General features: G+C 70.6%; 22 protein-coding genes. 20 read left to right on the top strand and 2 right to left on the bottom strand.

The window, feature by feature from the left end; translation table 11 throughout:
* Positions 1-103: 103 nt before the first annotated feature.
* Positions 104-316 (top strand): DUF3073 domain-containing protein, encoded by a 213-nt coding sequence (locus MMF94_RS35735; protein WP_241041888.1) that lies wholly within the window; start codon positions 104-106, stop codon positions 314-316.
* Between the two features lie 90 nt (positions 317-406).
* On the opposite strand, the gene MMF94_RS35730 is transcribed toward MMF94_RS35735, so the two are convergent.
* Positions 407-1,126, bottom strand: a complete 720-nt coding sequence (locus MMF94_RS35730) for a GntR family transcriptional regulator (protein ID WP_277398892.1) — start codon at positions 1,124-1,126, stop codon at positions 407-409.
* 214 nt (positions 1,127-1,340) lie between these two features.
* Between MMF94_RS35730 and iolC the strand changes: the two genes are divergently transcribed.
* The 14 genes from iolC to MMF94_RS35660 all read left to right on the top strand — a co-directional run bounded on the left by iolC (position 1,341) and on the right by MMF94_RS35660 (position 15,791).
* Positions 1,341-2,291 carry a 5-dehydro-2-deoxygluconokinase gene (gene iolC / locus MMF94_RS35725; protein ID WP_241041887.1) on the top strand — a complete coding sequence of 317 codons (951 nt, stop codon included), beginning with the start codon at positions 1,341-1,343 and terminating at the stop codon, positions 2,289-2,291.
* Entirely contained in the window at positions 2,284-3,159 is an 876-nt protein-coding gene (locus MMF94_RS35720) for a Cgl0159 family (beta/alpha)8-fold protein (protein WP_420852483.1), read from the top strand. Before iolC ends, MMF94_RS35720 begins: the two co-directional genes overlap by 8 nt.
* Positions 3,160-3,232: 73 nt before the next feature.
* Positions 3,233-4,141, top strand: coding sequence for a 5-deoxy-glucuronate isomerase (gene iolB / locus MMF94_RS35715; protein ID WP_379660556.1), 909 nt, complete (start codon positions 3,233-3,235; stop codon positions 4,139-4,141).
* An 85-nt stretch (positions 4,142-4,226) separates the two neighbouring features.
* Positions 4,227-6,146, top strand: a complete 1,920-nt coding sequence (iolD, locus tag MMF94_RS35710) for a 3D-(3,5/4)-trihydroxycyclohexane-1,2-dione acylhydrolase (decyclizing) (RefSeq protein ID WP_241041885.1) — start codon at positions 4,227-4,229, stop codon at positions 6,144-6,146.
* The gene (locus MMF94_RS35705; protein WP_241041884.1) at positions 6,143-7,639 is read left to right on the top strand and encodes a CoA-acylating methylmalonate-semialdehyde dehydrogenase; all 1,497 of its coding nucleotides are present in this window, start codon (positions 6,143-6,145) and stop codon (positions 7,637-7,639) included. The genes iolD and MMF94_RS35705 overlap by 4 nt, the downstream gene beginning before the upstream one ends.
* Before the next feature lie 2 nt (positions 7,640-7,641).
* Positions 7,642-8,565 carry a TIM barrel protein gene (locus tag MMF94_RS35700; RefSeq protein ID WP_241041883.1) on the top strand — a complete coding sequence of 308 codons (924 nt, stop codon included), beginning with the start codon at positions 7,642-7,644 and terminating at the stop codon, positions 8,563-8,565.
* Positions 8,566-8,613: 48 nt separating this feature from the next.
* Positions 8,614-9,603, top strand: coding sequence for a substrate-binding domain-containing protein (locus MMF94_RS35695; RefSeq protein WP_241041882.1), 990 nt, complete (start codon positions 8,614-8,616; stop codon positions 9,601-9,603).
* Positions 9,604-9,746: 143 nt separating this feature from the next.
* A complete protein-coding gene (locus MMF94_RS35690; protein ID WP_241041881.1) occupies positions 9,747-10,733 on the top strand; it encodes an ABC transporter permease in 987 nt (328 codons plus the stop codon).
* A gap of 8 nt (positions 10,734-10,741) precedes the next feature.
* Complete coding sequence (locus MMF94_RS35685; RefSeq protein WP_241041880.1) at positions 10,742-11,557, top strand: ATP-binding cassette domain-containing protein; 816 nt, start codon at positions 10,742-10,744, stop codon at positions 11,555-11,557.
* 34 nt (positions 11,558-11,591) lie between these two features.
* A complete protein-coding gene (locus tag MMF94_RS35680) occupies positions 11,592-12,611 on the top strand; it encodes a Gfo/Idh/MocA family oxidoreductase (RefSeq protein ID WP_241041879.1) in 1,020 nt (339 codons plus the stop codon).
* The gene (locus MMF94_RS35675) at positions 12,608-13,477 is read left to right on the top strand and encodes a sugar phosphate isomerase/epimerase family protein (RefSeq protein ID WP_241041878.1); all 870 of its coding nucleotides are present in this window, start codon (positions 12,608-12,610) and stop codon (positions 13,475-13,477) included. Before MMF94_RS35680 ends, MMF94_RS35675 begins: the two co-directional genes overlap by 4 nt.
* Positions 13,474-14,520 carry a Gfo/Idh/MocA family oxidoreductase gene (locus tag MMF94_RS35670; RefSeq protein WP_241041877.1) on the top strand — a complete coding sequence of 349 codons (1,047 nt, stop codon included), beginning with the start codon at positions 13,474-13,476 and terminating at the stop codon, positions 14,518-14,520. Before MMF94_RS35675 ends, MMF94_RS35670 begins: the two co-directional genes overlap by 4 nt.
* Positions 14,517-15,389, top strand: coding sequence for a sugar phosphate isomerase/epimerase family protein (locus MMF94_RS35665; protein ID WP_241041876.1), 873 nt, complete (start codon positions 14,517-14,519; stop codon positions 15,387-15,389). The genes MMF94_RS35670 and MMF94_RS35665 overlap by 4 nt, the downstream gene beginning before the upstream one ends.
* 228 nt (positions 15,390-15,617) lie before the next feature.
* Positions 15,618-15,791, top strand: a complete 174-nt coding sequence (locus MMF94_RS35660; protein ID WP_241041875.1) for a hypothetical protein — start codon at positions 15,618-15,620, stop codon at positions 15,789-15,791.
* A gap of 31 nt (positions 15,792-15,822) precedes the next feature.
* On the opposite strand, the gene MMF94_RS35655 is transcribed toward MMF94_RS35660, so the two are convergent.
* Positions 15,823-16,803, bottom strand: a complete 981-nt coding sequence (locus MMF94_RS35655) for a LacI family DNA-binding transcriptional regulator (protein ID WP_241041928.1) — start codon at positions 16,801-16,803, stop codon at positions 15,823-15,825.
* A gap of 135 nt (positions 16,804-16,938) precedes the next feature.
* Between MMF94_RS35655 and MMF94_RS35650 the strand changes: the two genes are divergently transcribed.
* Genes MMF94_RS35650 through MMF94_RS35630 form a run of 5 tightly spaced genes read left to right on the top strand, consistent with a single transcriptional unit; the run spans position 16,939 to position 22,162 of the window.
* A complete protein-coding gene (locus tag MMF94_RS35650; RefSeq protein WP_241041874.1) occupies positions 16,939-18,177 on the top strand; it encodes a cytochrome P450 in 1,239 nt (412 codons plus the stop codon).
* Complete coding sequence (locus tag MMF94_RS35645; RefSeq protein WP_241041873.1) at positions 18,174-19,169, top strand: PDR/VanB family oxidoreductase; 996 nt, start codon at positions 18,174-18,176, stop codon at positions 19,167-19,169. The genes MMF94_RS35650 and MMF94_RS35645 overlap by 4 nt, the downstream gene beginning before the upstream one ends.
* A 13-nt stretch (positions 19,170-19,182) precedes the next feature.
* Entirely contained in the window at positions 19,183-20,178 is a 996-nt protein-coding gene (locus tag MMF94_RS35640; protein WP_241041872.1) for a sugar phosphate isomerase/epimerase family protein, read from the top strand.
* 41 nt (positions 20,179-20,219) lie between these two features.
* Entirely contained in the window at positions 20,220-21,386 is a 1,167-nt protein-coding gene (locus MMF94_RS35635; RefSeq protein ID WP_241041871.1) for a phytanoyl-CoA dioxygenase family protein, read from the top strand.
* Entirely contained in the window at positions 21,386-22,162 is a 777-nt protein-coding gene (locus MMF94_RS35630) for an SDR family oxidoreductase (protein ID WP_241041870.1), read from the top strand. Before MMF94_RS35635 ends, MMF94_RS35630 begins: the two co-directional genes overlap by 1 nt.
* The last annotated feature ends 18 nt before the right edge of the window (positions 22,163-22,180 follow it).

Below are 22,180 nucleotides of genomic sequence, written 5' to 3'. Positions count from 1 at the left end.
CGGCCCGTCCGCAAGGTACGGTGGTCACCAGGACATTGATGAGATGTGAATGGGGCCGCCGAGCTATCCGGCCGCCCCTTCCCTGTTGTAAGGGGGACCAGCCATGGGGCGCGGACGAGCCAAGGCCAAGCAGACGAAGGTGGCCCGAGAGCTCAAGTACAGCTCCCCCACCATGGATCTCGACGCGCTGCAGCGTGAGATCGGGAGTGGGACGGCGGCACCTCGCAACGGTGGTGGTGACGAGGACGACTACGCCGACCCGTACGCCCCCGAGGCGGACGACGAGGACGAGGCCCCGAGCCGCCGGTACCGCTGACCGCCGGGCCTTCGGGCCCTGTCCGTGGTTCGGTCGAGCACCCGGTATGTGCCCGACCGAGCCACGACGGCTACGCGGAGCGGGAGTGCGTCACGTCGAGAGCGTGAGCTCGAACGCATAGCGGGTCGCGCGGTAGATGTGTGAGCCGTACTCCACTGCTTGACCGCTTGCATCCCATGCCGTGCGCGTCATGGTGAGCAGCGGCGCACCTCTGACGTCGCCGAGCATCCTGGCCTCGGCCGTGGTGGCGACTCTCGCCCCCACCACCTGGCTAGCCATGCGTGGCGCGTACCCCGCTGCCCGCAGCAGCTCGTAGAGCCCGTGCCTCTCGAGGTCGGCGCGGCTCAGCGGTAGTACGTCCACCGGCACGGCGTTGTGCATGATCGCGAGCGGCTCGCCGTCGGCGAACCGCAACCGCTCGATCCATGTCACGTGGGCGTTGCAGTCCAGGCCGAGTGCCTCCGCCACGTGGTCGGGCGCGGGCCCCACCCGGAGCGTCTGCACCTCGGTGCGCGGCTTCTGTCCCGTCTTGGCGAGGTCGTCGTAGAGGCTCGTCAGCTCGACGGGGCGGCGGACCTTCGGGTGGACGATCTGCGTGCCTGCACCCCGTTTGCGGACGAGCACGCCCCGCTCCACGAGGTACTGCACTGCCCGGCGGATCGTGGGCCGGGAGACCCCGAGGCGCTCGGCCAGCTCCACCTCGTTCTCCAGCCTGCCGCCGACCGGCATCTCCCCGCTCTCGATCAGTTGCTGCACCCTGCTCGCCACCTGGAAGTACAGCGGGACCGGGCTGGTCCGGTCCAAACCCATCTCCGGGACCAGGCTTACTGGCGCCGAACGTTCCACGCCTCAGCACTCCTTCAGACCTCTATGTCAGGACAAAGTGTTGACAGGTTTCGCAGGTCAGAGTACATCTGTCCGAGTGTTCCGGGTCACTCCCGGACCACAACCCGAACGGGAGGACAGCGACGATGACGCCGGGGCCGACGCGGGGCCGGGACCGCCATACGCCGGGAACGACCGCATGAGCGCCCTCGAGGTGCTCACCATGGGGCGGATCGGGGTGGACATCTACCCGCTCCAGATCGGGGTTTCACTGCGCGAGGTGCAGACGTTCGGCAAGTACCTCGGGGGAAGCGCGTCGAACGTCGCGGTCGCAGCGGCCCGCCACGGCAGACGCAGCGCGGTGATCACCCGGACCGGGGAGGACCCGTTCGGAGAGTTCCTGCACGACGCCCTACGCGGCTACGGCGTGGACGACCGGTACGTCACGGCGGTGCCCGAGCTGCCGACCCCGGTGACGTTCTGCGAGATCTTCCCGCCCGACGACTTCCCGCTCTACTTCTACCGCCTCCCCAAGGCTCCCGACCTGGAGATCCGCACCGACGAGCTCGACATGGACGCCGTGCGAGCGGCTGACATCTTCTGGGTGACCGGCACCGGTCTCTCGCAGGAGCCGAGCCGCGGCGCCACCCTCGCTGCGCTACGGGAGCGGAACCGGCGCGGGATCACCGTTCTCGACCTGGACTACCGGCCGATGTTCTGGCCCTCCCGGGAGGAGGCCCGCCGGTGGATGCAGGAGGCACTGCCGCACGTGACGGTCGCCGTCGGCAACCTCGACGAATGCGAGACCGCGGTCGGGGTCAGCGAGCCACACGCCGCCGCGGAGGCACTGCACGACGCAGGCGTCGAGCTCGCCGTCGTCAAGCAGGGCCCGGCCGGTGTGCTGGCGTCGGACGGCTCCGCCAAGGTGCAGGTGCCGCCGATGCCGGTGGAGGTGGTGAACGGCCTCGGAGCGGGCGACGCCTTCGGTGGCGCGCTGTGCCACGCCCTGCTCTCCCGGTGGGATCTCGAGCGGGCGATGCGGTTCTGCAACGCCGCCGGTGCGATCGTCGCGGGCAGGCTCGCCTGTTCCGACGCCATGCCCACTACCGATGAGGTCGAAGCCGGGCTCCGGGAGGTCATCGGTGCGTGAGGATCAGCTCCGCGACCTGATCGACAGCCGCGTGCGCAGGCCACAGGCCGTGGCCGAGGCCGCGGCCCACCGACGCAGGCCCGGCTCGCTGCTCGGCGAGCACGGCAGGCTCATGATGATCGCCGCCGACCACCCTGCTCGCGGCGCGCTGCGGGCCGGTGGCCGCGCGCTGGCCATGGCCGATCGGCGTGACCTGCTCGACCGGCTGTGCCTCGCGCTGTCCCGTCCCGGCGTGAACGGGGTGCTCGGCACTCCGGACATCCTCGAGGACCTCCTGTTGCTCCGCGCCCTCGACGACAAGGTCGTGGTCGGGTCGATGAACCGCGGCGGGCTGGCCGGCACCACGTTCGAGATCGACGACCGCTTCACCGCCTACGACGCGAAGAGCCTCACCGCGACCGGGTTCGAGGGCGGCAAGATGCTCATCCGCATCGACCCCGCGGACCCCGCGACGGCCGCCACGCTGGAGGCAGGCGCGAAGGCCATCGGCGAGCTGGCGAGGCACGGCCTGATAGCCATGGTCGAGCCCTTCATCTCCCACCGCGTGGACGGGCGCGTCCGCAACGAGCTCACGACCGAGGCCATGATCCGCGCAACGTGCGTGGCGGCGGGCCTGGGCACGACGTCCGCATACACGTGGCTGAAAGTGCCGATCGTCGAGGAGATGGAGCGGGCGATGGCCGCGACCACACTGCCCGCGCTGATCCTCGGTGGCGAGGTGGCCGAGGACCAGGACGCCGCCTTCGCGAGCTGGAGCAAGGCGCTGGCCCTCCCCACGGTGCAAGGCCTGGTGATCGGGCGTTCCCTGCTCTATCCACCCAACGACGATGTCGCCGGCGCGGTGGATGCGGCGGTGAGCCTCCTGTGAACGAGCTTGCGAGCGAACCAATGGACACAGCAGCGTCGCGAACGTGGCCGACGAGCGTCAGCGAGGAGGCGACGTGAGCGAACTTGCGAGCGAGACCCGCACCGTCGGCCCGTTGGTCCGCAGGGGCGAGACAGGCGACGACACGTTCTCCCTCGTCATCACCCCGGAGAACGCCGGTTGGGGCTACAGCAGTCTGCGCGTGCTCGAACTGCCGGCGGGCGGGAGCGCCACCTTCGCCACCGGCGAGGACGAGATGGTCGTCCTCCCGCTCTCGGGGAGCTGCACGGTCGAGTGCGACGGTGAGCGCTTCGAGGTCGCCGGGCGCGAGAGCGTGTTCTCACGAGTCACCGACTTCGCCTACGTCCCTCGCGACGCGCAGGTGACCGTTTCCTCGGCATCAGGCGGCCGTTTCGCGCTCCCCGCGGCCCGCGCGACCCGCCGGCTGACCGCCCGTTACGGCCCGGCCGACGGCGTCTCCGTCGAGCTGCGTGGGGCCGGGCAGGCCAGCCGGCAGGTGAACAACTTCTGCAACCCGGAGACCTTCGACGCCGACAAGCTGATCGCGGTGGAGGTGCTGACCCCGGCCGCGAACTGGTCGTCCTATCCCCCGCACAAGCACGACGAGGAGCGGGAGGGCGAGGCTGCGCTGGAGGAGGTCTACTACTTCGAGGTCGCGCCGGGCCCGGCCGGCGAGGGCATCGCCTACCAGCGCGTCTACACGTCCGGCCCGGGACGCGAGATCGACGTGTGCGCGGAGGTCCGCAGCGGCGACACCGTGCTCATCCCGCACGGCTGGCACGGGCCGTCGATGGCCGTGCCCGGCTACGACCTCTACTACCTCAACGTCATGGCCGGGCCGAGCCCGGAACGGGCCTGGCTGATCTGCGACGACCCCGCCCACGCCTGGATCCGCGGCACCTGGGACGAGCAGGAGATCGACCCCCGGCTCCCGCTGACGACCACCGAGGAGCGCTTCCCATGAGCGAGCTTGCGAGCGAATCATCGACACAGCGGCCCCGCGCGGTGTTGTCTCCCTATGGGCTGACCGAGCGCAGCGAGGGATTGCGATGACCGTTCGGTTGACCGTCGCCCAGGCGCTCGTCCGGTTCCTGGCCGCCCAGTACAGCGAGCGCGACGGGATCGAGCAGCGGCTGATCCCCGGCTGCTTCGGCATCTTCGGGCACGGGAACGTGGCCGGCGTCGCGCAGGCGCTGCTGGAGTCGGCCCAGGGTGACGGCACGGGCTCCGATCTCCCCTATCACCTGGCCCGCAACGAGCAGGGCATGGTGCACTCCGCCGTCGGCTACTCGCGGATGCGCAACCGGCGCCAAGCGATGGCCTGCACGGCGTCGATCGGGCCGGGGTCGACGAACATGCTCACCGGGGCGGCGCTGGCCACCACCAACCGCATCCCGGTACTCCTGCTGCCGTCCGACATCTTCGCGACGCGTGTGGCGAGCCCGGTGCTGCAGGAGCTGGAGCAGCCCTTCGGCTACGACGTGTCGGTGAACGACGCGTTCCGGCCGCTGTCGCGCTTCTTCGACCGGGTCTGGCGCCCGGAGCAGCTCCCGTCCGCGCTGCTCGGTGCGATGCGGGTGCTCACCGACCCGGCCGAGACTGGCGCGGTGACGATCGCGCTGCCGCAGGACGTGCAGGCCGAGGCCCACGACTGGCCCGAGGAGCTGTTCGCGAAGCGGGTCTGGCACATCCCGCGCCCGGTGCCGGAGCCTGCCGCGCTGGCCCGGGCAGCCGACATCATCTCCTCGGCCCGCCGTCCCCTGCTCGTCGCGGGTGGCGGGGTGCACTACAGCGAGGCCACCGAGGCGCTGCGCCGGTTCGCCGAGGCCACCGGCATCCCCGTCGCCGACACGCAGGCCGGCAAGGGCGCGCTGCTGTGGGACCACCCGCAGGCCGTCGGCGGTGTCGGGTCCACAGGTTCCCCGGTGGCCAACGCACTGGCCCGCGAGGCCGACGTCGTGATCGGCGTGGGCACCCGCTACAGCGACTTCACCACGGCGTCCCGCACGGCGTTCCAGCACCCGGACGTCCGGTTCGTCAACGTCAACGTCGCGGCGTTCGACGCGGCGAAGCACGCCGGCACGATGGTCGTGGCCGACGCGCGAGCGGCGCTGGACGCACTCGTCGACGCGGTCGAGGGGTACCGCGTGGACGAGGCGTACACCACCACCCACCGCGAGCATGCCGAGCGCTGGAACCAGGTCGTCGACGAGGCAGCGCACCTGGGCCACCAGCCGCTCCCGGCGCAGACCGAGGTGCTCGGCACGCTCAACGAGGTGATGGACGCGCGGGACGTCGTGGTGCAGGCGGCCGGCTCGATGCCCGGCGACCTGCAGATGCTCTGGCGGGCCCGCGACTCGAAGCAGTACCACGTCGAATACGCCTACTCCTGCATGGGCTACGAGATCGCCGGAGCGCTCGGGGTCAAGATGGCTGCACCGGAGCGTGAGGTGTTCGCCCTGGTCGGCGACGGTTCCTACCTGATGATGTCCCAGGAGCTGGTCACCGCGGTGTCCGAGGGAATCAAGCTCAACCTCGTCATCGTGGAGAACCACGGGTTCGCCTCGATCGGCTCGCTCTCGGAGTCGGTGGGCTCGCAGCGCTTCGGCACCGCGTACCGCTACCGCAACCCGCAGACTGGGCAGCTCGACGGCGACGTGCTCCCGGTCGACCTCGCCGCCAACGCGGCGAGCCTCGGTGCCGACGTGATCCGGGTGCGGACGATCGAGGAGTTCCGCGACGCGCTGGCGCGTTCGCGGGCGTCCGTCCGCACCACGGCGATCCACATCGAGACCGACCCGCTCGCGCCCGTCCCGTCCTCGGAGAGCTGGTGGGACGTTCCGGTGTCCGAGGTCGCCCAGCTCGACAGCACGAAGCAAGCACGTAAGACCTACGAGGCGCGCAAGGCCGAGCAGCGTCCCCTGCTGCGGCCGTCCGACGTGTCCGGCTCCCAGGAGGGATCGTCGTGAGGACCATCACCCACTGGATCGGTGGCAAGCCGGAGCCCGGCACCTCCACCCGCACCGGCCCGGTGTGGAACCCGGCGACGGGCGAGCAGCAGGGCGAGGTGGCGCTGGCGACCTCGGCCGACGTGAGCACGGCCGTCGCGGCAGCGGCCACCGCGTTCGAGACGTGGTCGCAGTCGTCGCTCTCGACCCGCACGAAGGTGCTCTTCGCGTTCCGCGAACTGGTGAACGCACGCACCCAGGATCTCGCCGAGATCATCTCCGACGAGCACGGCAAGGTCGTCTCCGACGCCCGGGGTGAGGTGCAGCGCGGGCTGGAGGTCGTCGAGTTCGCCTGCGGCATCCCCACGCTGCTCAAGGGCGAGTACTCCGACCAGGTGTCCGGCGGCGTGGACGTCTTCTCGTTCCGTCAGCCGCTCGGTGTCTGTGCCGGGATCACGCCGTTCAACTTCCCGGCGATGGTGCCGATGTGGATGCACCCGGTGGCGATCGCGTGCGGCAACACGTTCGTGCTCAAGCCCAGCGAGCGCGACCCGAGCGCGTCGATGCTGGTGGCGGAGCTGTGGGCCGAGGCAGGGCTGCCCGACGGCGTCTTCAACGTCGTCCACGGCGACAAGGAGTCCGTCGACGCCCTGCTCGACCACCCGGACGTCGCCGCCGTGTCGTTCGTCGGCTCGACGCCGATCGCGCGCTATATCCACGAGCGCGCGTCGGCGAACGGCAAGCGGGTGCAGGCACTCGGCGGGGCGAAGAACCACGCGGTGGTCCTTCCGGACGCCCCGCTGGACTTCGCGGCGGAGCACCTGGTCGCGGCGGCGTTCGGGTCGGCCGGTGAGCGCTGCATGGCCGTCTCGGCGGCCGTCGCCGTCGGTGGCGCCGCCGACGACCTCGTCGCCGCCGTGAGCGAGAAGGCCCGCGCCGTGAAGGTCGGCCCGGGACGGGCACCCGAGAGCGAGATGGGTCCCGTCGTCACAGCGGCGGCCCGCGACCGGATCGTCGGCCTGATCGGCAGCGGAGCCGACCAGGGAGCCACGCTCGCCGTCGACGGCCGCGGCCTGACCGTCCCCGGCTACGAGAACGGCTTCTTCGTGGGCCCGACGGTGATCGACAACGTCGGGCTCGACATGGACGTCTACCGGGAGGAGATCTTCGGCCCGGTGCTCTCGGTGGTGCGCACCGACTCCGTGGACGAGGCGATCGCGCTGATCAACGCCAACCCGTACGGAAACGGCACCGCCATCTTCACCTCCAGTGGAGAGGCGGCCCGGCGGTTCCAGCGCGGGGTGAACGTCGGGATGATCGGTATCAACGTCCCCATCCCCGTGCCGATGGCGTACTACTCCTTCGGCGGCTGGAAGGACTCGCTCTTCGGCGACAAGCACGTCCACGGCCCCGAGGGCGTCTCGTTCTACACGCGGGCGAAGGTGATCACGTCGCGGTGGCCTCATGTGCAGCAGGGCAGCGGCGCCTCCTACCACTTCCCGACGGCGACCTGATCATGGCTGCCCTCGACAAGCTGACTCTCGGCACCGCCCCCGACTCGTGGGGCGTGTGGTTCCCGTCCGATCCACACCAGGTGGACTGGAAGCAGTACCTCGACGAGATCGGACAGGCGGGCTACACCCACACCGAGCTCGGCCCGTCCGGGTTCATGCCGCAGGATCCCGGGCAGCTTCGCGACGAGTTGCAGGCCCGCAACCTCACGCTCTGCGGGGGCACGATCTTCGCCGGGCTGCACCGCGGTGCCGAGGCGCTGGACGAGGCGGTGGAGGCGTGCCGCAAGGAGTCGCGGCTGCTCACCGCCCTCGGCGCCCGCCACCTCGTGCTGCTGCCCGAGCAGTACACCGACATGCACACCGGCGCTGCCACCGATTCCGGCGACATCGATCCCGAGCAGTGGAAGAACCTCACCACCGGCTACGACAAGCTCGGGAGGCTCCTGCACGAGGAGTTCGGCGTCGACCTGGTGTTCCATCCGCACGCCGACACCCACGTCGACACGCAGGTGCGGGTGGAGCGGTTCCTCGCCGACACCGACCCGCAGTACGTGAACCTGTGCCTCGACACCGGGCACATCTCCTACTGCGACGGCGACAACATCGCGATCATCCGGCGGTTCCCGGAGCGCATCCTGTACGTGCACCTCAAGCAGGTCGATCCGGCTGTCCGCGACCGCGTCCGCGCCGAGAAGCTCTCGCTCGCCGAGGCCGTGCCACTCGGTGTGATGGTCGAGCCACCGCACGGGGAACCGGCGATGCCACCCCTGCTCGACGCGCTCGCGGCGCTCGACACCGATCTCTACACCGTGGTGGAGCAGGACCTCTACCCGGTGGAGCCGCACGTCCCGTTGCCCATCGCCGCCCGCACGGCCGGGTACTTCGCCGGCTGCGGTCTCGGCCCGGTCCGGCGGTGGCCCTACTGACCCATCCTCAGCCGCCGCTGGCGCCGGCTGTGACTGGAAGGAAACTCGATGAGGAGTACCCGGAAGTCCATGCGGCAACTGGCCGTGCTCGCGGCGCTGGGGGTCGCCCTGGCGGCGTGCAGCAGTCAGGGCGGGGCGAGGAACCAGGCCGAACAGGCAGGCGGCGCTTCCGGCGGCCGCACCTACACCATCGCGATGATCACGCACGAACAGGCGGGCGACACGTTCTGGGACAAGATCCGGGCGGGTGCTGAGGAGGCGGCCCGGGTGCACGGCATCGATCTCAAGTACTCGAACAACGAGCAGGGCCCCGAGCAGGCCACGCTCGTCCAGAACGCGATCGACAGCAAGGTCGACGGCATCGCCGTGACGCTGTCCAGCGCCGACGCGGTGATCCCGGTGGCGAAGAAGGCGGCCGACGCCGGCATCCCGGTCGTCGCGTTCAACCAGGGCCTGGACCAGTACAAGCAGGCCGGCGCGAAGATGTACTTCGGGTCGGACGAGGACCTGGCCGGACAGTCGGTCGGTCAGCGGATCGCCGCGGAGGGCGACGGCGGCAAGACCCTCTGCGTCATCCAGGCCCAGGGCTCGGTCGCGCTCGAGACGCGATGCGCAGGCGTGAAGAAGGCGTACCCGAACACGGAAAACCTGCAGGTCAACGGGGCCGACCTGCCGTCGGTGCAGCAGACGATCGGCGCGAAGCTCAGCCAGGACCCGTCGATCACCCACATCGTCACGCTCGGGGCCCCGATCGCGATGGCCGCGATGCAGGCCCAGACCGACTCGGGCAACACGGCGAAGCTCGTCACGTTCGACCTCAACCAGGACGCCGCCAAGGCGATCCAGGACGGGAAGATCGACTTCTCGGTCGACCAGCAGCCGTACGTGCAGGGTTATATGGCTGTCGAAGGGCTGTGGTTCGAGCTGACCAACGGCAACGACCTCGGCGGCGGCAAGCCGGTGCTCACCGGGCCGTCCTTCGTCGACAAGAGCAACATCGACCAGATCCTGCCCTACACCCAGAACAACACGCGCTGACCGCGTCCCCCGGGGAAGCCGGTCGACCGGCTCCCCTGGGCCCAGCAACTCCTGGAGCAGCCATGACGACGACCCCAGTGGCGACGAAAGAGCCGCCCAGAAGTCCCGGTACAGACGGTGCGCAGCGACCCACCCGGTCGCTCATGGCGCGCATCCTCACCCGCCCGGAGATCGGCGCGGTGGCGGCGGCGATCGCCATCTTCATCTTCTTCTTCGCGATCGCCCCGCCGTTCCGGACGTTCCCGTCCTTCGCGACCGTCCTGTACGCGAGTTCGACGATCGGCATCGTCGCGGTGGGTGTGGCGCTGCTGATGATCGGCGGCGAGTTCGACCTCTCGGCCGGTGTCTCCGTGGTGACGTGCGCACTGACGGCCGCTCTCATCACCTACCAGCTGAGCCTGAACGTCTGGGCGGGCGTACTCATCAGCCTGCTGGTCGCGCTGGTCATCGGGTTCGTCAACGGCTACCTGGTGATCAGAACGGGGATCCCGAGCTTCCTGATCACCCTGTCCACGTTCTTCATGCTCCGCGGTGTCAACCTCGGTGTGACGAAAGCCGTGACCGGCACGGTCGCCAGCGACAACGTCTCGGAGCTGGACGGTTTCGGACTGGCGCACGCGATCTTCGCGTCCGACATCAACCTCGGGTTCATGACGGTCAAGATCACCGTGCTCTGGTGGTTGCTGTTCGTCGCCATCGGGACGTGGGTGCTGCTGCGGACGCGCGTCGGAAACTGGATCTTCGCTTCCGGTGGCAACGCGGCGAGCGCTCGCGCGGTGGGCGTTCCGGTGGCCAAGGTGAAGATCGGCCTCTTCATGGCGGTCGCGGTTCTGGGGTGGTTCCTCGGAATGCACCTGTTGTTCAACTTCTCGTCGGTGCAGTCCGGCCTGGGAATCGGAAACGAGTTCATCTACATCATCGCCGCGGTCGTGGGCGGCACGCTGCTCACCGGTGGCTACGGATCCGTGATCGGCGCGGCCGTCGGCGCCTTCATCTTCGGGATGACGACCCAGGGCATCGTCTTTGCCGGGTTCGATCCCAACTGGTTCTACACATTCCTCGGCGCGATGCTCCTGCTCGCCGTGCTGGTGAACCTGTACGTCAAGAACTACGCGCTGACGAGGAAGTGAGGGCGGCCATGACCGACACGATCGCCGAGCACGCGGCAGCGAATCTGAAGGCGGGCACCCCGCTCGTCGAGATGGCAGGCGTCGGCAAGGCCTACGGCGCCATCCGGGCGCTGGAGGACATCAACCTGACGGTCAACGCCGGTGAGGTGACCTGCGTCCTCGGGGACAACGGCGCGGGGAAGTCGACGCTGATCAAGATCATCTCCGGGCTGCACCCGCACACCGAGGGCGTGGTCAAGGTCGACGGCACGGAGGTGCATTTCACCTCGCCGCGCGAGTCGCTCGACCACGGCATCGCCACCGTCTACCAGGACCTGGCCGTCGTCGGGCTGATGGAGGTGTGGCGGAACTTCTTCCTCGGTTCGGAGATCCGCAAGGGCAAATACCCGCTCGCCCCGCTGGACATCAAGGGAATGCGGGACATCGCCGACACCGAGCTCAAGAAGATGGGCATCACGGTCAAGGACATCAACCAGCCCATCGGCACGCTGTCGGGCGGCCAGCGCCAATGCGTCGCGATCGCGCGCGCCGTGTACTTCGGCGCCCGCGTGCTCATCCTCGACGAGCCGACCGCCGCACTCGGCGTCAAGCAGTCGGGAGTGGTGCTCAAGTACACGGCCGCGGCTCGCGACGCAGGCCTCGGCGTCGTGTTCATCACCCACAACCCGCACCACGCGTTCATGGTGGGCGACCACTTCTGCATCCTGAAGCTCGGTCGCTGCGTCCTGGACAAGAAACGCGCCGAGGTGACCCTCGACGAGCTCGCCGCGGAGATGGCGGGCGGGCAGGAGCTCGCCGAGCTCTCCCACGAGCTCGAGCGCTAGCCAGCGCATCCCACACACCAGGAGAGGAAGCGACGTGACTCTAGGCGTCGGCGTCATCGGCGTGGGCATGATCGGGCAGGACCACATCAGACGGCTCACCCACGTCCTGTCCGGGGCGCGGGTCGCGGCGGTCACCGACGTGGACCTCGACCGAGCACGGACGGTCGCGGACGACCTCCCGCGCGCCGCGCTGCACGCCACCGGGCAGGACCTCATCGCCGATCCGGACGTCGACGCGGTGGTCGTCACGTCCTGGGGCCCGACGCACGAGGAGTACGTCCTGGCCTGCATCGAAGCGGGCAAGCAGGTCTTCTGCGAGAAGCCCCTCGCGACCACAGAGGAGGCCTGCGCCCGGATCGTCGACGCCGAGGTCGCGGCGGGGCGGCGGATGGTCATGGTCGGCTTCATGCGGCGCTACGACGAGCAGTACCGGGCCATGAAGCAGGTGGTGACCAGCGGCGAGATCGGGCTGCCGCTGCTGATGCACGCCGCGCACCGCAACCCGTCGGTGCCGTCGCACTTCACCAGCGACATGATCATCAACGACAGCACCGTGCACGACATCGACGTCGCACGGTGGATGTTCGACGACGAGATCGCCGCCATCACCGTGTTCAAGCCGCGGGTGAGCAGCAAGGCCGCGGCCGGCTTCAACGACCCGCTGCTCGTGCTGCTGGAGATGGCGAGCGGCGTGCTCGTGGACGTCGAGGCCATGGTGAACGCGGGCTTCGGCTACGACATCCGCGGCGAGGTGGTCTGCGAGGACGGCACCGTCGAGCTGTCGGAGAGCGCGGGCGCCCTGGTCAAGAGCGCCGGACGGGTCAGCGGCCGCGTGCCGGGCCACTGGCGGGAGCGCTTCGCCCGCGCGTTCGACACCGAGTTCCAGGCCTGGATCGACGCCGTCACGGCCGGGGGAACCACCGGCCCCAGCGCGTGGGACGGCTACGCGGCCACGGTCGGGTGCGAGACGGGCCTGGCTGCGCTGCACTCCGGCGGGCGCGTGCCGGTGGTGCTGCGCCAGCGCCCGGACCTCTACAAGGAGCCCACACCGTGAAGCTCGCGGTCGACCCCTACATGTTGCGGAGGACACCGCTGCTGGAGCTGCCGGCGCTGGTGGCGGAGCTCGGCTACCAGCACATCGAGCTGTCCCCGCGAGCGGACTTCCTGCCGTTCTTCGTGCACCCGCGGGCCGACCGGGCGACGATCGCCGCATTCCGCAAGGAGCTCGCGGGCGCCGGCGTGGAGATCGCCTCGGTGCTGCCGCTCTACAAATGGTCGGGCCCCGACGAGGACGAGCGCCAGGCCGCGGTGCGCTACTGGCGCCGGGCCATCCAGATCACCGTCGACCTCGGCTGCGGCGTCATGAACTCCGAGTTCAACGGGCGCCCCGAACAGGCGGCGGCGAGCGAGGCGCAGTTCTGGCGCTCGCTGGAGGAGCTGCTCCCGATCTTCGAGCAGGAGGGCGTGCGGCTCGTGCTCGAGCCCCATCCCGACGACTTCATGGAGGACGGGCGGGGCGCGGTCGAGCTGATCCGCGGGATCGACAACGAGCTCGTCTCGTTCCTCTACTGCGCGCCGCACACGTTCCACCAGGGCGGCGACCTCGCCGACGTCATGCGGTACGCCGGGCCGCTGCTCACCCAGCTGCACATCGCCGACACGTTCGACCACACCGGCTCGTCCGGGCTGCGCTACATCGTCAACCCACCGGGGTCGACGGCACGGATCCATCAGCATCTCGACGTGGGGCAGGGCGAGGTCGACTGGGACCTGTTCTTCGCCACGCTCGCCGAGGTCGGGTTCGACGGGATCGCGACGGTGTGCGTCTTCGCCTGGGAGGAGCGGGCGCGCGAGTCGCTGCGCTTCAACCGGGAGAAGGTGCAGGAGTACCTGGGCCGCCACGCCATGGCCGGCGCATGAGCCGCCGCGTCGGCGTCGGGCTCGCCGGGCTCGGGCGGATGGGACGGATCCACGCGCGGAACCTGGCGTCGCGCTGCGCCTCGGCCCGGCTGACGTGCCTGTACGACGCGGACACCACGGTCGCCCGGCAGCTCGCCGAACAGCTCGAGGTGCCCTGGACGGCGAGCTTCGACGAGCTGCTGGCCGACGAGGGTGTCGAGGCCGTGGCGATCGCCACCTCCACCGGGTCGCACGCGGAGCTGGCGGTGGCCGCCGCCGCGGCGGGCAAGCACGTCTTCTGCGAGAAGCCGATCTCGCTGGACCGCGACACCACGCTCGCCGTGATCGACGCCGTCGCGCGGGCGGGCGTGGTGTTCCAGGTGGGGTTCCATCGCCGTTCCGACCCCGACTGGGTGGCCGCCGCGCAGCGGATCCAGGCCGGTGAGCTGGGCGCGGTCACCTTGTTCCGCACATCGTTGCGGGACATGACCTCCCCGCCGCCCGCGTACCTCACCGGCTCGGGCGGGTTCTTCGTCGACGTCACCGTGCACGACCTCGACGTCGCCCGCTGGCTGGTGGGTGAGGTCGTGGAGGTCAGTGCGCACGGGGCGGCGTCCGACCCCGCGTTCGCCGCGCTCGGCGACATCGACACCGCCGTCGTCGTGCTGCGCTTCGAGAACGGCGCCCTCGGCGTGATCGACAACAGCCGCTCGGCTCGGTACGGCTACGAATGCTCCACCGAGGTGATGGGCAGCGCCGCGACCGTCCGGATCGACGCGCCGAGACGACGCCACTACGAGTGGCGCACGCCCGGGCTCGCGTCCCACGAGATGCCGCGCGACTTCGAGGAGCGCTACCCGGAGGCCTACACCGACGAGCTCGACGCATTCGGCCGCTGCGTGCGCGACGGTGGCGCTCCCCGGGTGACCGGCCACGACGCGCTCGCCGCGTTCGACCTGGCCAGGGCGGCACGACGGTCGTGGGAGACGGGCCTGCCGGTCGGTGTGAAGCCACAGCGGACACCGCAGGGCGTGCTGTACGAACTGGAGGAACCACAGAAGTGACTGACCAGAGGATCGCCGGGGCGCCCATCTCCTGGGGGGTGTGCGAGGTGCCCGGATGGGGGTATCAGCTGCCACCCTCGCGGGTGCTCGCGGAGATGCGGGACGTGGGGATGGCCGCCACGGAGCTGGGACCCGACGGCTTCCTCCCGGCCGAGCCGGGCGCGATGGCCGAGGTTCTCTCCCGCCACCACCTGCAGGCCGTCGGTGGGTTCACACCGCTGCTGCTGCATGTGGCCGGCCACGACCCCGTGCCCGAAGTCGAGAAGCTGCTGCAGGCCTACGCGGCGACCGGGTCGGACGTGCTGGTGCTCTCGGCCGTCTCCGGTCTCGACGGGTACGACACCCGTCCCACCCTCGATGACGCCGGCTGGCTCACCCTGCTGACCAACCTGGACCGGCTCGCGGACCTCGCCGCCGAGCACGGCGTTCGCGCGGTGCTGCATCCGCACGTCGGCACGATGGTGGAGAACGGCGAGGAGGTGCAGCGGGTACTCGACGGTTCCTCGATCGCGCTGTGCCTGGACACGGGCCATCTGCTCATCGGCGGTACCGATCCGGCCGAGCTCACCCGCCAGGCGCCCCACCGGATCGCCCACGCCCATCTCAAGGACGTGGACGCCCGACTGGCCGGGCAGGTGCAGTCGGGCAGGCGCACCTACACCGAGGCCGTCGGCGAGGGCATGTACCGCCCACTCGGCCAGGGTGACGTCGACATCGAGGCGATCGTCGGACACCTGCGCGGCCACGGCTACGACGGTTGGTACGTCCTCGAGCAGGACACGATCCTCACCGAGGAACCGCGGGGCGAGGGCCCGCTGACCGACGTCCGAGCCAGCCTGGAACACCTGCGCATCCTGCTCCGGGGCTGACCACCGGTCCTCGCACCCCGCCGCAGCCTTCTCATATGGAACAAACCGGGCGAGATCTTCGTCGGGGTGCGGGACCCGCGACAACCGGTCGAACGGAGGGCGTACCTTGTTGCGGAGGCCCATTGCCAACGGCGGCACATCAGTGCCCGTCCAGGCGATGGCCGGGGGGTTACAGCGCGGGGCCTGCCGGTGCCCGTTACTACAACAGCCATCGGGAAAGCTACCGAAGTGATCAACATTTCCGTCTCGGCCCGCTCGCTGGCCGCGGCCCGAGCGATCGACCCCGACGTCTCACCCGCTGCGGTCCGCGCCGCAGTAGAGGTGGCCATCGCCGAGCACCTACGAGAGCTCAAGCGCTCGCGCGACGCCGGACGCGTCGACCCCACACGCTCCGCGGAGTAGTCGGCGACCTGGTCCCCACCCGAGCAGCGGATCAGCTGCGGCGTGGCGGCCCCGTCGTCCCGCGGACGACGAGCCGTGGCGTGAGCACGACCTCCCGTGGCCCGGCCCGGTGACCCTCCAGGCGTTCGACAGCAGCCTCCACGGCGTGCACGGCCTGCACGCCGGCCTCCTGACTCACCGTCGTGAGGTCGACGTGGGCGAGCCGCGCGAGCGCGCCGTCGTCGTAACCCACCACCGACACATCGCGCGGCACCTGCACGCCTGCCCGCACGAAGACGTCGAGGAGGCCGATCGCGCTGCGGTCGTTCGCCGCGATCACCGCGGTCGGGAGCGTGGGCTCGGCGAGGAGGAGCCGGGCGGCCGAGGCGCCCGCCGCCTCGTCGTAGCCACCGGGTAGCACCTGCGCGGCGTCGAGGCGGTGGCGGCGGGCACCGGCGAGGAATCCCGTGCGCCGGTCGACGGCCATCGATGCGTCGGCACCATCGACGTGAACGATGTGGCGGTGCCCGAGCCCGACCAGATGGTCGACGGCCTGCCCGACCCCCTCGTCGTCGGCCACACGCACCACGTCGAAGCCCGCGGCCTCGATGTGGCGGCCCACGACCACCATCGGGATCCGCCCCCCGAGTTCCGCGAGCACGCCGACGTCGAGCTCGGGCGAGAGCAGCACGAGAGCCTCGCACCGCAGGTCGAGCAGGGTTTCGGCCACGCGGGCCTCGTCGTGCACCGGCGTGACGGCACCGAGCGCAACGGAGTAGCTCCGCTCGTCGGCGGCGAGCTGCACCTCCTCGGCCAGCTCCGCGCGGAACGCGTCGCGCAGCATGACGGGCACGCCGAGCAGATGCGTGCGCCGGCGGGCCAGCAGGCTCGCGGTGCGGTCGGGCCGGTAGCCCAGGCGTGAGGCGGCCTCCAGCACGCGCTCGCGAGTTTGCGCGCTGGGGCCGGGAACTCCGCGCAGCACGAGCGATACCGATGCGGTGGACAGCCCGACGGCAGCGGCGACGTCCTCCAGCCGGGGCCTGCGACCCGAATTCGCGACGCTCAGGACGACCCCCGCTCTCTTGACAGCTCCTGGTGTCGGATCGCATAGTACTCGGGGTTAAAGCGCTTTAAGCTGCCGCCCGGAGCCGCCTCGAGGAGGACCGCGGTGACGACACTCAGCCCTCCGGTCGTCTACGACCCCTACTCCGCCGCCTTCAAGGCCGACCCGTGGCCGGTCTACCGCCTGCTACGCGACAAAGCGCCGGTCTACGTCAGCGAGAAGTGGGGCTTCCACGCCCTCTCCCGCTTCGACGACGTCCGCGCCGCGGCCCGCGACCACGAGACCTTCCTGTCGTTCGAGGGCATCGACATCGACGACACCGCGAAGGACATGAGCGCACCGGGCTTCCTGCCCGACATCGACAACCCGCGCCACGACCAGCTCCGCCGGATCGTGCAGCGGACGTTCCTGCCGCGGACGATCGCCAAGCTGGAGGACGACGTCCGCCGTGTCGTCACTGGCCTCGTCGACCGCTTCGCCGATGCCGGCGAGGCCGACATCGCGCAGGATCTCTCCTGGCCGATCCCCTACGCGGTGTTCTTCGACGTGCTCGGACTGCCCACCACCGGCTCCGACCGCGCCGACCTCGAGCGCTGGTCGCACGGACTCAAGGACCGCGAGAACGACGACCCGCGGCTCACGCCCGTCGCCTGGGACGCGCTGCACAACACGAAGGACTACCTCGCCGAGATTCTCATGGAGCGGCGCCGCAACCCGCGTGAGGACCTGCTCAGCACGCTCGTCACGGCGGCCGTCGACGACCACGGCGGAGCGCCGTTCGCCCCGCCGGTGATCGATCGCCACTCCGAGATCGTCGGGCTGGCGTTCGTGCTGTTCATGGCCGGTGTGGAGAGCACCGCGGCCCTGCTGTCGACGGCATTCCGCGAGCTCGCCCAGAACCCGGACCAACGCCGCATGCTGCTGGCCGACCCGTCGCTGATCCCCGCGGCCGTGGAGGAGGCGCTGCGCTTCGACGCGCCGCTGCAGGTGGCCGGCCGGACCACCACCCGGGACGTGCACCTGCACGACACCACGATCCGCGCCGGGGAGCGCGTGTTCCTGATCTACGGCTCCGCCAACCGCGACGATCGCCAGTACGAGGACCCGGACCGTTTCGACGTGACCCGTCCCCAGCGGCGGCACATGTCGTTCAGCGAGGGCCTGCACGGATGCCTCGGCGCCCCGCTGGCCCGGCTCGAGGCCCGCGTGGCCCTGGAGGTCGCGCTCCCACGGCTCGGCGACTACACGATCTCCGGGCCCATGCACCTGTACCGCAGCACACCGAACATGCGCGTGCTCGACCACCTGCCGATCTCGTTCACACCGACCGGGAGGACGACGTGACCACGGACGTCACCCTCGCCCCCCGCACCGAGGGCGACGCGCCCGAGTACGAGCTCGACGCGGTCGTCGCCGGCCGCCACATCGCGGCGGAGGGCGTCGTGGTCCTCACGCTGCGCGAGGCCGACGGCGCAACGCTGCCCCCGTGGGAGCCGGGCGCGCACGTCGACCTGCTGCTCCCGGGCCCCGACGCCACCCTGGTGCGCCAGTACTCGCTCTGCGGCGACCCCGCCGACCGCGACGAGTGGCAGCTCGGTGTCCTCCGCGAGCCCGCCGGGCGCGGCGGCTCGGCGCGCATCCACGACGCTCTGCACCCCGGCTCCCGCGTGCGGGTGCGAGGCCCGCGCAACAACTTCCCGCTCCTGCCCTCGCCGAAGTACCTGTTCGTCGCGGGTGGCATCGGCATCACCCCGCTCCGCACCATGGTCGCCGCGGCGCAGGCCGCGGGCGCGGAGTGGGAGCTGGTCTACGGCGGGCGGACGCGGACGTCCATGGCGTTTCTCGACGAGCTCGGCGGCGACCCGCGCGTCACGGTGCGTCCGCAGGACGAGACCGGGTTGCTCGACCTCGAGAGCCTGCTCGGTGCCCCCCGGCCCGGCACCCTCGTCTACTGCTGCGGTCCGGAGCCGCTGCTCGCCGCCGTCGAGGAGCGTTGCGCGAGCTGGCCCGAAGGGTCGTTGCGTGTGGAGCGCTTCTCACCGAAGCCGGTGGACGAGCCCGTGCTCTCCGGATCCTTCGAGGTCGAACTGGCCCGCAGCGGCCTCGCGTTGACGATTCCCCCGAACCGCTCGATCCTCGATGTCGTCGAGGAGGCCGGGGTGGGCGTGCTCTCCTCGTGCAGCGAAGGCACGTGCGGCACCTGCGAGACCGCGGTGCTGGCGGGCGAGCCGGAGCACCGTGACTCCGTGCTCACCGACGAGGAGCAGGCGGTGAACGACTGCATGATGATCTGCGTCTCCCGGTCGCGCTGCCCTCGTCTCGTGCTGGATCTCTAGAGGGGATCGCCCGATGAAGCTGGGTGCGTACACCGCCTGCCTGCACGACAGGCCGCTGACCGAGGCACTGGGGGTGCTGCGCGACCTGGAGCTGGACGGCGCTGAGATCAACTCCGGTGGCTTCCTGCCCGCGCCGCACCTCCCGATCGCCGCCGTCCGATCGAGCCACGACGCCCGCGAGGAGTACCTCGGCCAGTTCGCCGCGGCCGGGATCGAGCTGACCGTGCTCAACTGCAACGGCAACCCGCTGCATCCCGATCCCGAAGTCCGCGACAAGCACGGCCAGGACGTCCTCGACGCGATCGAGCTCGCCGCGCTCCTCGGCGTCCGCCGGGTCGTCACGATGTCGGGGCTCCCGGCGGCCGACCCGCAGGGGCAGCTGCCGTCGTGGACCGTGCTGCCGTGGGACAGCGCCTACCTCGACGCCCGCGACCACCAGTGGAACGACGTGGCCGTGCCGTACTGGCGCACGGTCCAGGCGCGCGCCGCCGACGCCGACGTCATCGTCTGCGTCGAGATGCACCCGCACAACCTGGTCTACAACCCGGCCACGATGGTGCGGCTCGCCGAGGAGATCCACGCGACGCACGTCGGCGCGGAGATGGACCCCAGCCACCTGTTCTGGCAGGGGATCGACCCGATCGCGGCGCTGGGGGCGCTCGGCGGGCTCGTCCAGAACGCCGCGGCGAAGGACACCCGCATCAACGAGCACGCGAAGATCAACGGAGTGCTCGACGACCGGTTCGGCCGTGTGCGACCCGACGAGCCGGGAGCCGTGTCGCTCGGCGGCCGCTACACGCTCAGCCGCTGGCCGACGAGCTCGTCGTGGGACTTCGTCGCCGTCGGGCGCGGCCACGACGTCGCCTTCTGGAGCGACTTCCTCGCCGCGCTGGGGAAGATCGACCCGGACATGGCCGTGAACATCGAGCACGAGGACCAGGAGCTCGACCGGCTCGATGGGCTGCGCTTCGCGGCGCGGGTCCTGCTCACCGCCTCCGATCGCGACTGACCCCGCCACCACCACCGACGCCCCCGCAAGGAGGGACGAGGATGCCCAGGACCACGCACGCGACCCGAGGCCGGCTGACCGTCGAGGACTGCCGGATCGAGGATCTCGCCGCCCTCGTCGGCGAGCCCACCGACCCCTGCCGCTACCCGCACGCCACCACCGTCGAGCAGGGTGTGGTGGTCTACGACGGAGCAGGCCTCCTCACCGCCGCCGCAACCGAGGCCGGCCGCTGGGACGTCCGCGCCGAACTGGTCGACGCCTTCACCGACGGGCCCGGGGTCGTGGTCGTCCGCGGCGCCTATCCGGACCGCGGCGTCGTCGACCGCGCCACGGCGGTGTTCGAGGAGCTGATCGCCGGGCAACGGGCGGCGGGAACGGTCGCAGGCGACCACTTCGCGCCCCCGGGCGCCAACGACCGCGTGTGGAACGCCCTGGAGAAGCTCGCGCTGCGCGCCCCCGAGGTGTTCGTCGACTACTACGCGAACGACGTGCTCGCGCTGGTCGCAGAAGCCTGGCTGGGCCCCGGCTACCAGGTGACCTCTCAGATCAATCTGGTCAACCCGGGCGGCACGGCGCAGGTGGGCCACCGCGACTACCACCTCGGCTTCCTGCCGGGCACGACGATCGAGCAGTACCCGGCGCACGTGCACCGGCTCTCCCCCGTGCTCACGCTGCAGGGCGCCGTCGCCCATTCCGACATGCCGGTGGAGAGCGGCCCCACCCTGTACCTCCCGCACTCGCAGAAGTACGAGCCGGGCTATCTCGCCACGAACCTGCCGGACTTCCGGATGTTCTTCGAGGCCCACAACGTCCAGCTCCCGCTGTCGACCGGTGACGCCGCGTTCTTCAACCCGGCGGTGATCCACGGCGCCGGACACAACCGGTCCGCCGACGTCCGGCGGATGGCCAACCTGCTGCAGATCTCGTCGGCTTTCGGGCGGGCGATGGAGAGCGTGGACCGGGAGGCGATGTGTCTCGCGCTCTACCCCACCCTGCGCATCCGCGGCGCCGACGCCACCGGCAACGCGATCGCCGCGGCGGCGGAGGGCTACGCGTTCCCGACGAACCTGGACCGCGACCCGCCCGTCGACGGCCTCGCCCCGCTCAGCCAGGCCGACCTCGTCCGGCGGGCGGTGGCGCAGCGCTGGGCCGACGACACCTTCCGGGCCGAACTGGCGGCCTGGTCCGAGCGCCGGAGGACCGCCTGATGGGCCTGCTGGACGAGCGGGTCGTGCTGGTCAGCGGCGGCACGCAGGGGGTCGGAGCCGGCGTGGCCCGGGCCGCCGTCCGAGAAGGGGCGACGGTGGCCGTGTCCGGCAGGCGCCGCGAGCCCGGTGAAAAGCTGGTGGCCGAGCTTCGGGAGGCGGGCGGCCGGGCGCTCTTCGTCCCGGCCGACGTCGCCGACGTCGAGCAGGCACAGGCTTCGGTCGCCGCGGTGATCGCCGAGTTCGGGCGGGTGGACGCGCTGGTCAACGCGGCCGGGCTGACATCGCGCGGCACCCTGGTCGACACCACCCCCGAGCTGTTCGACCAGCACGTCGCCGTCAACCTGCGCGGGCCGTTCTTCGTCATGCAGGCCGCTGTGCGCGACATGCTCGGCCGGTCGGCGCCCGGCACGATCGTCAACGTCATCTCGACGTCGGAACTCGGCGGACAGCCCTACCTCGCTCCCTACGTCGCCGCGAAGGCCGGGCTGGCGGGGCTCACTCGCAACGCCGCGCACGCCCACCGCTTCGACCGCATCCGGATCAACGGCCTCGACATCGGCTGGACCGACACCGAGGGCGAGGACGACACCCAGCGCACCTTCCACGCCGCCGGCGACGACTGGCGCGAACGCGCCGGAGAGCGGCTGCCGATGGGCCGGCTCGGACGGGTCGACGAGATCGCCGACTTCATGGTGTTCCTGCTGTCCGATCGCAGCGGCGTCGTCACCGGCTCCGTCATCGACTGGGACCAGAACGTCTTCGGAGGACTGGATTGAACGGATCGCTATCGAACG

It is taken from the genome of Pseudonocardia alaniniphila (assembly GCF_022524485.1).
GTDB classification, from domain to species: Bacteria; Actinomycetota; Actinomycetes; order Mycobacteriales; family Pseudonocardiaceae; genus Pseudonocardia; species Pseudonocardia alaniniphila.
Note: the sequence above shows the minus strand (reverse complement) of the source record. Positions and strands in the feature narration are given on the sequence as shown.

Bases quoted from the DNA above. Each gene is read 5' to 3' on its own strand.
- iolC (WP_241041887.1), top strand. From the start codon at position 1,341: ATGAGCGCCCTCGAGGTGCTCACCATGGGGCGGATCGGGGTGGACATC.
- MMF94_RS35640 (WP_241041872.1), top strand. From the start codon at position 19,183: ATGAAGCTGGGTGCGTACACCGCCTGCCTGCACGACAGGCCGCTGACC.
- MMF94_RS35690 (WP_241041881.1), top strand. From the start codon at position 9,747: ATGGCGCGCATCCTCACCCGCCCGGAGATCGGCGCGGTGGCGGCGGCG.
- MMF94_RS35685 (WP_241041880.1), top strand. From the start codon at position 10,742: ATGACCGACACGATCGCCGAGCACGCGGCAGCGAATCTGAAGGCGGGC.
- MMF94_RS35700 (WP_241041883.1), top strand. From the start codon at position 7,642: ATGGCTGCCCTCGACAAGCTGACTCTCGGCACCGCCCCCGACTCGTGG.
- MMF94_RS35735 (WP_241041888.1), top strand. From the start codon at position 104: ATGGGGCGCGGACGAGCCAAGGCCAAGCAGACGAAGGTGGCCCGAGAG.
- iolD (WP_241041885.1), top strand. From the start codon at position 4,227: ATGACCGTTCGGTTGACCGTCGCCCAGGCGCTCGTCCGGTTCCTGGCC.
- MMF94_RS35635 (WP_241041871.1), top strand. From the start codon at position 20,220: ATGCCCAGGACCACGCACGCGACCCGAGGCCGGCTGACCGTCGAGGAC.
- MMF94_RS35630 (WP_241041870.1), top strand. From the start codon at position 21,386: ATGGGCCTGCTGGACGAGCGGGTCGTGCTGGTCAGCGGCGGCACGCAG.
- MMF94_RS35695 (WP_241041882.1), top strand. From the start codon at position 8,614: ATGAGGAGTACCCGGAAGTCCATGCGGCAACTGGCCGTGCTCGCGGCG.
- MMF94_RS35670 (WP_241041877.1), top strand. From the start codon at position 13,474: ATGAGCCGCCGCGTCGGCGTCGGGCTCGCCGGGCTCGGGCGGATGGGA.
- MMF94_RS35730 (WP_277398892.1), bottom strand. From the start codon at position 1,126: ATGGGTTTGGACCGGACCAGCCCGGTCCCGCTGTACTTCCAGGTGGCG.